The organism is Aeromicrobium sp. REDSEA-S32_B7 (genome assembly GCF_001626145.1).
GTDB lineage: Bacteria > Actinomycetota > Actinomycetes > Propionibacteriales > Nocardioidaceae > Aeromicrobium > Aeromicrobium erythreum.
Window position 1 is genome coordinate 39,767 of the sequence record NZ_LUNF01000020.1, and the last position, 12,081, is coordinate 51,847.

Annotated in this window: 11 protein-coding genes, 2 tRNA genes and 1 pseudogene; 8 read left to right on the forward strand and 6 right to left on the reverse strand. The window is 64.7% G+C overall.

The annotated features are described in order from the left end of the window. Window positions 1-103 precede the first annotated feature (103 nt). The 4 genes from A6Q79_RS01090 (at window position 104) to A6Q79_RS01105 (ending at window position 1,597) form a co-directional block, all read left to right on the forward strand. A tRNA-Asp gene (locus tag A6Q79_RS01090) sits at window positions 104-177 on the forward strand. Between the two features lie 243 nt (window positions 178-420). Continuing rightward, the gene (locus A6Q79_RS01095; protein ID WP_286689944.1) at window positions 421-1,032 is read left to right on the forward strand and encodes a malonic semialdehyde reductase; all 612 of its coding nucleotides are present in this window, start codon (window positions 421-423) and stop codon (window positions 1,030-1,032) included. A gap of 90 nt (window positions 1,033-1,122) precedes the next feature. Then, a tRNA-Phe gene (locus tag A6Q79_RS01100) sits at window positions 1,123-1,195 on the forward strand. Between the two features lie 135 nt (window positions 1,196-1,330). Continuing rightward, entirely contained in the window at window positions 1,331-1,597 is a 267-nt protein-coding gene (locus tag A6Q79_RS01105; RefSeq protein WP_286689943.1) for a helix-turn-helix domain-containing protein, read from the forward strand. Between the two features lie 106 nt (window positions 1,598-1,703). On the opposite strand, the gene A6Q79_RS01110 is transcribed toward A6Q79_RS01105, so the two are convergent. Then, window positions 1,704-3,632 carry a hypothetical protein gene (locus A6Q79_RS01110; RefSeq protein WP_286689942.1) on the reverse strand — a complete coding sequence of 643 codons (1,929 nt, stop codon included), beginning with the start codon at window positions 3,630-3,632 and terminating at the stop codon, window positions 1,704-1,706. Further along, window positions 3,632-3,997: a hypothetical protein gene (locus A6Q79_RS01115; RefSeq protein ID WP_286689941.1), complete on the reverse strand. Its 366-nt coding sequence runs from the start codon at window positions 3,995-3,997 to the stop codon at window positions 3,632-3,634. The genes A6Q79_RS01110 and A6Q79_RS01115 overlap by 1 nt, the downstream gene beginning before the upstream one ends. Before the next feature lie 461 nt (window positions 3,998-4,458). On the opposite strand from A6Q79_RS01115, the gene A6Q79_RS01120 reads away from it, so the two are divergent. After that, the gene (locus tag A6Q79_RS01120; protein ID WP_289016831.1) at window positions 4,459-6,267 is read left to right on the forward strand and encodes an RNA-binding domain-containing protein; all 1,809 of its coding nucleotides are present in this window, start codon (window positions 4,459-4,461) and stop codon (window positions 6,265-6,267) included. A gap of 50 nt (window positions 6,268-6,317) precedes the next feature. On the opposite strand, the gene A6Q79_RS01125 is transcribed toward A6Q79_RS01120, so the two are convergent. Beyond that, entirely contained in the window at window positions 6,318-7,163 is an 846-nt protein-coding gene (locus A6Q79_RS01125; RefSeq protein ID WP_286689939.1) for a hypothetical protein, read from the reverse strand. Between the two features lie 271 nt (window positions 7,164-7,434). On the opposite strand from A6Q79_RS01125, the gene A6Q79_RS01130 reads away from it, so the two are divergent. Both A6Q79_RS01130 and A6Q79_RS01135 read left to right on the forward strand, forming a co-directional pair. Further along, entirely contained in the window at window positions 7,435-7,794 is a 360-nt protein-coding gene (locus A6Q79_RS01130) for a helix-turn-helix transcriptional regulator (RefSeq protein ID WP_286689938.1), read from the forward strand. Next, complete coding sequence (locus A6Q79_RS01135; protein WP_286689937.1) at window positions 7,791-8,387, forward strand: cadmium resistance transporter; 597 nt, start codon at window positions 7,791-7,793, stop codon at window positions 8,385-8,387. Before A6Q79_RS01130 ends, A6Q79_RS01135 begins: the two co-directional genes overlap by 4 nt. Here the strand turns inward: A6Q79_RS01135 and A6Q79_RS01140 are convergent. Together A6Q79_RS01140 and A6Q79_RS01145 are read right to left on the reverse strand one after the other, a co-directional pair. Beyond that, entirely contained in the window at window positions 8,384-9,448 is a 1,065-nt protein-coding gene (locus A6Q79_RS01140; RefSeq protein ID WP_286689936.1) for an IS630 family transposase, read from the reverse strand. The genes A6Q79_RS01135 and A6Q79_RS01140 overlap by 4 nt on opposite strands. A gap of 43 nt (window positions 9,449-9,491) precedes the next feature. Beyond that, the gene (locus A6Q79_RS01145; protein WP_286689935.1) at window positions 9,492-10,490 is read right to left on the reverse strand and encodes a site-specific DNA-methyltransferase; all 999 of its coding nucleotides are present in this window, start codon (window positions 10,488-10,490) and stop codon (window positions 9,492-9,494) included. A gap of 185 nt (window positions 10,491-10,675) precedes the next feature. On the opposite strand from A6Q79_RS01145, the gene A6Q79_RS18525 reads away from it, so the two are divergent. Then, window positions 10,676-11,356: a helix-turn-helix domain-containing protein gene (locus A6Q79_RS18525; protein ID WP_353681411.1), complete on the forward strand. Its 681-nt coding sequence runs from the start codon at window positions 10,676-10,678 to the stop codon at window positions 11,354-11,356. A gap of 328 nt (window positions 11,357-11,684) precedes the next feature. Here A6Q79_RS18525 and A6Q79_RS01150 read toward each other — a convergent pair. Then, window positions 11,685-12,081: pseudogene (locus A6Q79_RS01150) on the reverse strand (hypothetical protein); the annotation flags it as partial.

A 12,081-nucleotide genomic window follows, 5' to 3' on the forward strand; every position in this document is an offset into this window, starting at 1 on the left:
TCCGCGCCGCCGCGCCCCCCGCCGAGTCGTCCGGGAGGGGGCCCTGGTGTGGGTGGTCGCGGGCATGGGATACAGTTGCGTCCGCGGTTGAGCCGCACTGCAAGGCCCCGTGGCGCAGTTGGTTAGCGCGCCGCCCTGTCACGGCGGAGGTCGCGGGTTCGAGTCCCGTCGGGGTCGCAGAGAAGCACGAGGAAGGGCCCATGCCAGCAGGCATGGGCCCTTCGTCGTCCCCCCGCCGACTCGGGAGCCGGCAGCCGTCGCCCCTCCCGCAGTCCCGACTTCCCACGGCAAAGGTCGTCGTCCCGCGGGATCCTTGCCTCGGGACGACGACGTTTACCACGGGACCGTGGTAAACCGCCGACCCCAGATGGCCTGCGTCACACCGGGAATCGGCCCTCACCGCCCTTCGTTGAACATTCCATGACTTCCACGAGCACGACGCCGTACGTCCTCGACGACGCGGCCCTCGACACGCTGTTCCGTGAGGCGCGTACCGCGAACACGTTCACCGACGAGCCGGTGACGGTCGAGGACATCCGCGCGATCCACGACCTGTTCCGTTTCGGCCCGACGGCGATGAACAACCAGCCGCTGCGCCTCGTCGTGGTGCAGAGCCCCGAGGCCCGCGAGCGCCTCGTCCAGCACATGGGCGGCAGCAACAAGGCGAAGACCGCGTCGGCGCCGGCCGTCGTCATCGTCGCGGCCGACGAGGCGTTCCAGGAGCGACTCGCCGAGCACTTCCCCCACGCGCCCGGTGTGCGCACGATGTTCGACGACGACGCCGAGCTGCGCGTCGACAACGCACGTCTCAACACCGCGCTCCAGACGGGCTACCTCATCCTCGCCATCCGCGCGGCAGGTCTGGCCGCAGGACCGATGGCCGGCTTCGACCGCGCCGGCGTCGACGCCGAGTTCCTCGCGGGCACGTCGTGGCGCTCCGAGTACGTCATCAACATCGGTCACCCCGGCCCCGACGCGTGGGGCGACCGGCTGCCGCGCATCTCCTTCGACGACGCCGTCACCGTCGTCTGAGCCCGCTCGTCGCGGGCGACGGTCACCGCCTGCGCGTCCCTCCGAGGACGTGCGATAAGGTGATCGTCGCCCGGCACGACGACGGGCGACGGTCAGGTAGCTCAGTTGGTAGAGCGTCCGCCTGAAAAGCGGAAGGTCAGCGGTTCGACCCCGCTCCTGACCACCTCGGGTAGTTGAGACAATTCCAACAGTTCGTTTGAGGCAATTCAAAGGGCCTCTGACCTGCGGAAACGTCAAAGGTTCCGTCAGATCGCCCGTCTAGACTCCAGATCCGGACGGGACGCGTGGAGGCGGTCACTTGAGCAGCGAAAAGGTCGACGGCGGCGACCGTCCCGCACAGCCCCTACAGGACGATCGCATGGCCTGCCGCCTGCGCGAACTAGGCCACCGCGTAGCAGAACTGCGACGGTCCGCCGGCTTCACTCAGGTCGAACTTGCCGAACGCTCCGCCGTGCACTTCATCACGATCAGTCGGCTTGAGCGAGGCACACAGAACGTCTCGGTGGCGGTCGTCTGGAAGCTCGCGCACGCACTGGACGTTGACGCCTCAGACCTCTTGAAGTAGCGCTCGAGATCCAGATTCGAAGTCACGGCGGTGATCCGCATCCTCGCCATGAAGCCGCAATAGAAAGTCGAGATCATAGGTCCGAGGCGGCCGCATCAGCGCCGGCCTACCCGACCTGCCCGCCACCGGGCCGGGGCAAAACATAGACCCGAGGCAGGGCGTCTCCGCGGCCCGCGTTGACTGCAACGGGCGCAATCCTGATCCGTTTGATCTCGAGCCGGCCGGGACCGTGACGCTGTCGACGCCAGTGCCCCCTGCGGACATGTGGCGCCATAATTCGACCAGTCGGCTCAGCGTGCCCAGACGAGCCGACGGTGGATCTCACGTTCAGAACGCGGACGGAACCTCCACCAGTGCGATTGATATCGCGCACCATCGAATCGGTGCCGAGCAGTTCGATGGCATCGCGCACGCTCGTGCCGCTCGGCACGGCTGCGGCGACATCGGGTTCGTGCCAATCCGCCCATGCCGTGACTGCGATGAGATTCCGAAGCAAGGCCGCATGTCGTGTCTTCGACACTCGTGCCGGAATTACGTGCCTGCCCAAGGTCTTCGTAGCCCCGGAGGGGAGGCGCACGCACCAAGCGAAGTTGTCGGTCAACCGCCCAAGCGAGTCCGCCAGGAGTAATACGCCCTCGACGCGGCCACCGCGGACCTGCAGGACCTGTTCTAGATCGAGTGCTCCCAGCGCATCCACAGCTTCGCTGAAGAGTGCTCCGAGGTCTGTGGACGACTTCAAGAACATCCGCCGAGCCGCGAGATCGAGGACCTCAAGCGCGCGGACCTCGTCTTCGCTCGGTGCTCGTACTGCTTGTATCGAAAGAGGCTCGGCAAAGGCCAGGAAAACTTGCGGGAAGGGCAATCGCAGAGAGTCGGCATCCTCTTCGGTTAGTGGCTCAGAGTCCGCGAACGAGAACGTCTGGCCGGCCGGAAGCCAGAAGGCCGTTGCAGTAGTCATAGCGACCGCGAGGTTGCCCGCCCACGCCCCGTCACTTCCGGTCTCAAGAGCGCGCGACCAGGTCCCGATGGAGGACTTGGCGTACAGGTGACGCAAAGTCGCCGCGCGTCCAGGCCGGGGGTGCTGTGGGCCAACCGAGAAGTCGGAATGCGCATCGCCCAGGCTGCTGACCAACGCCTCACCGAGGATCAGTCGGTCTCGCCACTCCTCAACAAGTTCGTCGACGTCGCGGTGGGAGAGGCGTTCCCGGATGGTGGCGGCGAGCGCGGCAGATGGCGCCGGCCAGTCATCACCTAGGACCGGCGCACTAATCTCCCCCGTGCCTGCGGCGAAACCCAGGTCCTTGAAGACGACGTCCTGTTCGGCGGCTTGGACACCTTGCACCCAGGGAAGCGGATGCCATGCGTAGAGTGCGTCGGCTTGGAGCGTGGTCGGGTGCGTCTTCAAGAGTGGGCCGGTCACCGAGATGAGTTCCTCAAGCGCAGCGACTTGTTCGGCTGTCATGTCTGGAGTTGGGCACGTGTCCTTTGAGGCAAGCCTGAGGCGCCGTTGCCGAGCAAACATGCCGGCATGCGCAGCGAGTCCCCAGCGTTTCTCTCCGTCGGCTTCGGTCGGTCCGCGTTTGCGGGCCCCCCGTAGATACTGGAGCCTGATGATGGCCTCGTGGTCGAGCCGACGCTCGGCGGGGTTGTCGCTGATGTATCCGCCTTGCCCGACGATGCTCATGAACCGCTCGATGCCATCTCGGCCACCACCGAGCGCGTCGATCACAGCGTCGGACGCCTTCTCCCAGGCTTGCTGGACTTGCAGTGATGTGGCGCGCGCCTGCTTGACGGCCTGATTCAAAGCGTCCGCTTCGTTCTCAAGGCGTTCAACCTGCGCGCCGACAGATCTGTCCCGCTCGATTGACTCGGTCCGAGCCTGTTCACGTAGTCCGTCTACCGCTCGGGTCGCGAACTCGGCCTCCGCAAGCGCGGCTTGCTCGCCCTCGAGTTCACCTCGGAGTGCTTCGAGTCGCGCCTGTGCGAGTGATGCGCGTCGCCGCGAGGATGCGTGGCCGTGCTTTCCTCTGGCCATTAGGAGCGACCAACTGCTTCGGCATCCAGAAACGCGTCGCGCTCGGCGGCGGAGCGTTCTAGTAGGCGAGCAAGGTCTCCGATATCTGGGCTGTAGCCGGACTTTCGCACCTTCTCCAGCATCAGGCGGATACGTTCATCGTCGTCCCACAGACTGGCGAGCTCGTCGTGGAGCGTCTGCACTCGATCGATGAGTTCATCAACCTTGGGGGACGTGCTCACAGACCGGTCGCGCTGCACGGGTGTGAGTGCGAGTCGCACACTGCTCTCCTGCGCCGCAGATCTCTGGATAGTCAGCCGACGCGCGCGTACTTCCTTGATCTGTCGTTCAAGATCCACGATCGCCGCGTCCAGATTCTCAGCCATGCCGCCTCTTCGCTGTAGGTCACGAAATTACCAGCAGGCGGAGACATCGCTGTTGCTCTTCGATCAACCGTCGCGTGGTGGGGTTACCGAACTGGCCATGGCTGGTCGGCATCTCCAGGAACCTGGGCTGAGCTACGTCCTCACACGAATGCAAGTCGCCGCCCGCGGCGGGAGGCGCAGACTGGCGGACTCGAATCTCGAACCTTCGACCGGTTGCAGAAACAGGGTGATCGCCTAGCCACAAGACGGTCGCTCTATGCCTCAGGAGCCGCCGCGCATACGGTCTCGACACAGGTCGGAAGTTTGGGCGGCGTCTACGGTGACGGAGCAGCGGCGCACCGGCGGCGGATTACGGCTAGTGGTGCGCGCACCGCGAACAGGACGGGTGACGTGGCCATCGTTTGGACAACGTATGATACACGTACACTTGTTGCGTCAGATCATACGCGATACCATAAGGTATGGATGTCGCAGGAACGGCAGAGCGCGCGATCGCGCAGATCGGCGACGGCTGGATCGCGGGCGATGTAGAGGACGAGGCGCTCGACTTCAAGCGGTTCCCTCCCTCCGGTGATCGCCGAGCTCCCGAGAAGTTCCTCAAGGACCTCGCCGAGTCCGTCGTGTGTTTCGCCAACGGCAACGGTGGGGTGTTGATCGTCGGCGTTGCCGACAAGGCGCCGACTCGAGCCCAGGCATTAGTCGGTGTCGACCCGGTTCGATGGCCCCTGTCTGAACTGGTTGCCAACCTCTTCACACGCACCAGTCCGTCCATCACCGTGCGCGCGCACGCGCTCACGATCGAGGGCAAGACGTTCTACGCTCTCGGCGTGCCTCCGGGAATGGACGTCTACAGCACCACCGAGGGCGTCTACAAGATCCGGATCGAAGACAAGTGCATGCCACTAGAAGGGGAACAACTTCGCGGCCTTCGAGCTGTCCGGCAGGGGCGAGACTGGTCGGCCGAGTCGTCGGGAGCCTCGTGGAAGGACCTGTCGACAGCAGCACTCGAACACGGGGCCCGATTACTCCGACGCCAAGGTAGCGACGAGCTTGCAGCCATGGCGCTCGAGAATCCCGCGGCTTTCGGCCGGGCTTCTGGTATTGCCACCAAGGATGGCGACCCGACACGGGCGGCGATTCTGCTCTACGGAACATCTCACGCGCTCCAACAGGTCCCGGAGTGGGGCGTCAACGTCCAGACGCGGAATTCCCCGGGCGGCGATGGACGCGTGCTGCTGAGGCGCGGAGACACCTCACTCCCTCTGGTTCTATTGATCGATCAACTCATCACGATCGTCGGCGCGATCGCACAAACCCAGATCATCCGAGTGGGCGCCGAGCAGATCGAACTGGTGGACTATCCGGACGATGTGCTGCGCGAGATCTTCGCCAATGCCTTCGCGCACCGAGACTGGGAAGCATCTGGGCTTGTCGAGATCATCCACAGCCCGGCCGAACTAGCCGTTTCGAGCCCCGGCGGATTGCTTCCCAACCTTCGCCTGGATCGACTCCTTCACGACACCGCCAGTCCGCGAAACCGCGTGCTCGCCGCGCACATGGCGCGACTGCGGCTGGCCGAGATGAGCGGACTCGGATTTGACCGAATCTTCCGCGAGATCGGCAAGCTCGGCAAGGAGCCGCCTGTACTCGAAGACGGTCCCCGATTCCGCGTCGTACTGCCTGGAGGTGCCGGCGATGAAGCCTTCGCACGGTTTCTCCGAAGCGAGGCGATCAGTGACACTTTGGCAGAGGACGTCGACGTGCTCATGGCTCTCACTGCCTTGAGGAACTCACGATCGGTGAACGCGACAACCCTCTCGCCTCGCCTGCAACGCAACGTCGGCGATGCGCAACGAGTTCTCGAACGGATGCAAAGCGCTTCTCTCGTCCATCCCACGAGAGGGACCGCACGACGAGCCCACCCCAACTACACATTGACACCAACGACGGTCGCAGCGATGCGGTCGGCCATCACTTACCGCACTTCGACCGTCGATCACGATGATCAAAAACTATTGCGCCATCTCAAGCGGCATGGACGTATCACCAACGAGGATGTTCGAAACTATCTCGACTGCGACGTTGAGACAGCCCGGAACAGACTGACTCGTCTGCGCCGGCGCGGCGTCATCGACTTCGCACCCGACGCTCCGCGACGTGGAGCGTTCGTGGAGTACGTACTCGTCAGGGAAAGCGAACGGTCCTTGCCAGAAAGGCCCGCTCCGAAGCCCAGCGTCGACCAGCCGGCGCTGTTCGACGGGGACGTCTGAGGGGCCTCGTTCTCTTGGCGCGAAGCGCCGTCTGACACGGTTGGGCCGAATCAGTACACGGCGACGACGTCCACGAGGATCGCCGGCCCCTCCAGCCACGCCTTCACGTCGTCGGCGGGTAGTTCGAGTTCGAAGGCATTGACCAAGTTCTGAATCTCCTGCGAGATGCGAGTCATCAGCATCCGCTTCATCAGGTGCTCCCAATCGTGCAACAGCCATTCCTCGCTGCTGAGGAACCCCTCGCCGCCTCCGTCGATCAACTGACGCACTGTACCGAGGACACGCACTCGTCCTTCGATTCGAGCGACTGAGGCACCACCGACAAAGTTATCGGGGTCGAAGTGGAGGTACACGCGTTGGGCAAGGCTGGAGTCCTTCATCTCCAGGAGCAATGGGATGGGAAGCAACTCGTTGCTCAGGTACACCTGCTTGAGCTGCGAGGCGAACTCAGGATCGGAGTCAATATCGACGTCCCCGAGGTCGGTCAGATCCAGGTCGGATGCCTCCATGACTCTCCGAAGAAGGTAGAAGACCTTCCCCGCCATGCTGGCCGTCGTCAGGGTCGTCAATCCCTCGAGTTCCACGAGATCGTTGATGCTTAGTGGCTGCTCTTCCTTGGGCTCGACCATCAGGATGCCCTCGTGTGTCAACGCGTCGATGATGCGACTGGCCGTCGAACGAGCGGTCGGCTCCAACCGATAACTCGACTGGTACTCCACCGTCGTTCCCCGATCTCCGGAGAGGCCTAAGCCCGAAAGGCCGACGGAACCGCCCGCGGTGCGGCGCGTCGAAGCCGTTTCTACGATGTCGGACTGTCGCGGCACTGCGAGATCGTGGTACTCCGCGTACGCAAGAAGGGCATCTGTGTCGAGGTACGTCGGGTTTCGAAGCGCCATGGCCCCATCATCTCTTCTCGTTACGACATCAAAGCGTCCTACTCTTGCGCGCTTGGGTACGCAGGTCGCTCAGGGTCGAGTCCCAGATGGCGGGTTGGCTGCGTTCTAGTGTCGCGCGTCTGAAGTTGTTTGACGGGTCGAGCGGGGGTCGGCGGTCTTGCTCCCGGCCGCTTGGGTGACAGCCATCCAGCCTTCTGACCGGGAGCTTGCGTGCAGCGGGCAACGTGGGCAGGATGAAGTTTAGTTCAGCATGCACTGTATTGTTCAGTGCATGCTGACTCTTGCCTCCCGCTTGGATGCCATGCAGCGCCTGGGCCGGGCGATGGCCGACCCCACTCGCTCTCGGATACTCCTGTCGCTGCTGGCGTGCCCAGCGCACCCGGCAGAACTCGCCAACGCTCTGGACCTGACGCGCTCGAACGTGTCCAACCACCTGGGGTGCCTGCGGGACTGCGGGATCGTGGTCGCCACCCACGAAGGCCGTCAGGCCCTCTACGAGATCGCTGACCCCCACCTTTCGCGTGCTCTCACCGAGCTGGTCGAGGTCAAGTTGGCCGTCGACGAGGACGCTCCCTGCCTCGACGTCACCTGCGAGGTGCCCGGCTGCCATGAAGAGAGCTCTAGGGCATGACGGTCACGGCACTGCTCCAAGCGATCGGGCTCTTCGTCGCGACCAACACCGACGACATCATCGTGCTCTCGCTCTTCTTCGCCCGCGGAGCTGGACGTCCGGGGACGACGGCGAAGATCCTGGCCGGGCAGTACCTCGGTTTCGTCGGGATCCTCGCCGCCGCACTGCTGGTGACCGTGGGGGCGGGGTGGGCGCTGCCAGAGGAGGCCATCCCCTACTTCGGGCTCGTCCCCCTCGCGCTGGGCCTCTGGGCCGCGTGGCAGGCCTACCGCGGCGAGGACGACGACGATGATGCCGCCGTGTCCGGCAAGAGCGTTGCAGTGGCGACCGTCGCCGGCGTCACCTTCGCCAACGGTGGGGACAACATCGGCGTCTACGTCCCGGTGTTCCTCAACATCAGCACTCCCGCTGTCATCACCTTCTGCATCGTGTTCCTCGTGCTCGTGGCGGTGCTGGTGGCCATGGCCCAGTTCATCGCCACGCGTCGACCCATCGCCGAGGTCCTCGAACGGTGGGAGCACATCCTCTTCCCCATCGTCCTGATCGGATTGGGCGTCGCGATCCTCGTCGGTGGCGGCGCGTTCGGCCTCTAGTGTCGCGCGCCTGAACTGGTTCGCCGTGTGGCGTGGGGCAGGATCTCCTCGGCGGTCTTGGTCCAGATGAATGGGTGGCAGCGCTCGTTCCAACCGTCGATGAAGGTGCTGATCGCTGCGACGAGTTGCTTGACGCTGTCGAAGGAGCCGCGGCGGATGGCCTGTCGGGTGATGATCCCGAAGAAGACCTCGACGAGGTTGAGCCAGGACCCGCTGGTCGGGGTGAAGTGCAGCGTGATCCGCGGGTGCTTGGCCAGCCACTGCTTGATGTCCTCGTGCTTGTGCGTGTGGTAATTGTCCAGGACCACGTGCAGTTCCCGGCGCGGGTAGGCCCTGGCGACCTTCTTGAGGAAGTCGAGGAACTCGGCCTTGCCGTGCCGGTCATAGCACTGATCGGTTACCGCACCGGTGGCCACCTCAAGAGCGGCGAACAGCGTGGTGGTGCCATTGCGCTTGTAGTCGTGGGTCCCCTTCTCCGGCAAGCCCGGTCGCAGCGGCAAGAGCGGGGCGGTCCGGTTCAAGGCCTGGATCTGGGACTTCTCATCCACGCACAGCACGACCGCCTTCTCCGGCGGGTTCAGGTACAGCCCGACCACGTCGCGGACCTTGGCCTCCAGCTCCGGGTCGGCGGAGAACTTGAACGTCTCCCGCCGCCACGGCTTGACCCCGTACTTGCGCCAGGCGCGGGCCACAGTGGCATCCCCGATCCCCAGGTGCTGGCCCAGTAGCCGCGAGGACCAATGCGTCACCCCGAGCCTGGCCGGTGGCGGCTCAAGCGTGGTGGCGATGATCCCGACATCATCGACGCGCTTCGGTCGGCCCGAACGCTCCTCGTCCTCCAGGCCAGCGAGCCCGTCGACGGCGAACCGGTCACGCCACTTGATCACCGTCGGACGCGAAACCCCGACCTGCCGAGCCACCGTAGAGGTGCCCGCCCCCGCCGCGACGGCCAGCACGATCCGCGCCCGCTGCGCACGTCCCGCCGGCAACGTGCGCGACCGTGTCCACGAGGTCAGGGTCGCACGATCCTCAGCGCTGATCTCCAGTACAGATGACGGCATACGCCATCATCCCATACTGTCAACGAATTAATGACGCGCGACACTAGACGCCGAAGGGCAGCACGTCCTGAGTTTCGGATACCTCAAGAGGGCGATCTCTCCGCGCGAGGCGCGCTTCGATCAGAGGAAGGTACGACGTTTCACGCTCGATGCTGATGCTTCGCCGCTTTTCGAGGAGCGCCGCCTCAGCGGTAGTACCCGATCCCGCGAACGGGTCCAGCACGATGCCATTCTCTGGAGTTACGAGGCGGATGAGGAAGCGCATCAGGTCGAGCGGCTTCACGGTTGGGTGGGCCACTCCGTCGACCTTCACTCGTTCGCTCTGGTTCGGCTTGGCCACGCGCAAGGCGGGATAGAGGGACCGCGACGATCGCGCGTCAAGCTCATGCAAGAGCAGATCCTCGACGATGGCGTTCGACGGCCACCGCCCCGCCCTGGTCCCGTCCGGCACGCGCGTTCCGTCGATGTCGAGCGCGCCTGTGCCGTGCTCAAGGACGTTAGCCAGCACTGTGCCGATGATCGGTTTCCGCACGAGGATGGCGGGTTCGTACACGGGCGTTAGCGTGGTGCTCTTTCCTCGGACCTGGTCCACGACTGACGGGCCCAGATCCTTCGCGACTCGGCCGAGGTCGCCCGTCTTGGGCCGTCCAGATCCGTGGATCCAAGCGATCGTATCGCGCACTTCGAAGCCCACGTCCTCCGCTGCAACGGTCAGCCGATGCCAGGTCCTCGTGCCTCCGAACGCAATCAAGTGCCCTCCCGGGCGGAGGGCACGGAAAGCCTCAGCCAGCCACACTGCGCACCATGCCTGGAAGGCGACGGGGTCGTTGTCTGCGTAACCGCGCGAGTGGGTCGCCTTCTCGTTCCAGTTCTGCGACTGCATGCCGAGCATCGACTGATCTGCACTTCCTCGGTCGATGGCGTACGGGGGATCCGTGACAACCGCGTCGATCGTTTCGGTACCGAAGGTCTTCATGATCTCGATGCACGACCCCGTCAAGACTTGGTGCCGCGGGGTGAGCCTGTTCTTCTTGGGTTCCATGCAGCGCCTTATCGGCGCATCAACGCTCGACCAGATCGCCATCTAGACGACGCGGTTCGGGTGGGGGTACCCGACCGCCAGGCTCACCTTGTCTAACGGATTGAACCCGACCCGACGTCTCCGCCGACGCGGCCTGCCCTCAACCGCGCTTACACACTCATGGGCTTCATACGTAACATGAGTGTATGCATACGACCGTCGACGCAGCCCGCCGCCTGACGGTCAGTCCCGCTCGCGTCCGGGCACTCATCCACTCGGGGCACCTCGAAGCAGTGCGCCTCGGGCGGGACTGGCTCATTGAGGAGCGAAGCCTTGCGGAGTTGGCCGCTCGGCCGCGACCGGCCACCCACCGGCCGTTCTCAGGACGGATCGCTTGGGCGACCGCGCAAGAGGCGGCGGGCGCGATCAGCCCGTGGGTCTCGAGTTCTGAACGGTCGCGCGTTCGGAGTCGACTCCGCGGCGAGTCGCCCACCGACGTGTGGCGGGCGCGCCTCGGTCACCGTGCGGCCTCCATACAGCGATTCAAGATCCATCCCACGAATCTGGCAGGTCTGCTGGAAGACAGCCGTGTCCACGAGACTGCGCTCGGTGGGAGGATCCCTTCACACCTCAACGTCGTCGGCGGGACTTCGCTTCTGTGGTGCGCCAGCGACGTGCTTGACGACCTCGTCCTGACCTACGGCCCACTTCGATCCTCAAGTCCGAATCTCGCTGTGCGATGTCTGCCTGCTGGCGTGCACCTCCAAGCGGGAGCACCTGTCCCGCCGCTGATCGCGGCTGCGGACTTGTGCGACGAGGGTGATGCTCGTTCAGTGAGGGCTGGGGAGCGACTTCTCACCCATGCGATCGAGTCCTTCAAGACATAGCGAGGAGGGCCCCCTTCCGCCAGCGCATGCGAGGCAGGTGGCGACCTGAGTCTGAGCAAACCCCGCTTGAGTTCGTGAGGTGCACCGGACGCGGCGCCTCTGGCCGGGTACTGTCGGATCAAGTTCTTTGTTGCGATCGCGCCCTACGAGTCAGGAGCGGACGGTGGAGACGAGCAGCGTCCCTTACGACGACCAGACCCCGGAGCAACAGGCCGTGACGCGTGCGCAATGGAACACTGAGATCGCCAGAACCCGCGCTTCGCTCAACTACGAAGAACTGTTTGCTGCTCGCGGCGAGGTGTACTCGGAGGCCACGCCGGACGGTCGACTACTGCGCCACCCGGCGGCCGAAGCCGCCCTGGGGCCGATGGGCGCTCGGCATCGCGCTCTGCGTGTTGGGAGCGGCGAAGACGGTGCGGCGGAAATTCTTCTCGAGCCGGTCGGAAACGTATTTCCACAGCGCAGTCACTTCGGCAGCGCTGCGGCTGACGGGATCGACCTCCATCACCGTGCGCCCGTCGATCATCGAAGCGGCGAAATCGGTGCGGTGGTGGAGCGTGATCGGAGCGACCGTCCCGTGCTGAGACAGGGCGACAGCGGCTTCGGAAGTGATCCGCGCCTTGGGCGTCGCGCCATTGACCACGAAGACCAGCGGCTTGCCCGCCCGCTCGCACAGATCGACCGTAGCGCCCACAGCGCGCAGATCGTGCGGGGAAGGGCGAGTG

What these genes read in the sequence shown, in the direction of transcription:
- A6Q79_RS01095 (WP_286689944.1), top strand. Translation starts at nt 421, where the DNA reads ATGACTTCCACGAGCACGACGCCGTACGTCCTCGACGACGCGGCCCTC.
- A6Q79_RS01145 (WP_286689935.1), bottom strand. Translation starts at nt 10,490, where the DNA reads ATGGAACCCAAGAAGAACAGGCTCACCCCGCGGCACCAAGTCTTGACG.
- A6Q79_RS01125 (WP_286689939.1), bottom strand. Translation starts at nt 7,163, where the DNA reads ATGGCGCTTCGAAACCCGACGTACCTCGACACAGATGCCCTTCTTGCG.
- A6Q79_RS01135 (WP_286689937.1), top strand. Translation starts at nt 7,791, where the DNA reads ATGACGGTCACGGCACTGCTCCAAGCGATCGGGCTCTTCGTCGCGACC.
- A6Q79_RS01115 (WP_286689941.1), bottom strand. Translation starts at nt 3,997, where the DNA reads ATGGCTGAGAATCTGGACGCGGCGATCGTGGATCTTGAACGACAGATC.
- A6Q79_RS01110 (WP_286689942.1), bottom strand. Translation starts at nt 3,632, where the DNA reads ATGGCCAGAGGAAAGCACGGCCACGCATCCTCGCGGCGACGCGCATCA.
- A6Q79_RS01130 (WP_286689938.1), top strand. Translation starts at nt 7,435, where the DNA reads ATGCTGACTCTTGCCTCCCGCTTGGATGCCATGCAGCGCCTGGGCCGG.
- A6Q79_RS01120 (WP_289016831.1), top strand. Translation starts at nt 4,459, where the DNA reads ATGGATGTCGCAGGAACGGCAGAGCGCGCGATCGCGCAGATCGGCGAC.
- A6Q79_RS18525 (WP_353681411.1), top strand. Translation starts at nt 10,676, where the DNA reads ATGCATACGACCGTCGACGCAGCCCGCCGCCTGACGGTCAGTCCCGCT.
- A6Q79_RS01140 (WP_286689936.1), bottom strand. Translation starts at nt 9,448, where the DNA reads ATGCCGTCATCTGTACTGGAGATCAGCGCTGAGGATCGTGCGACCCTG.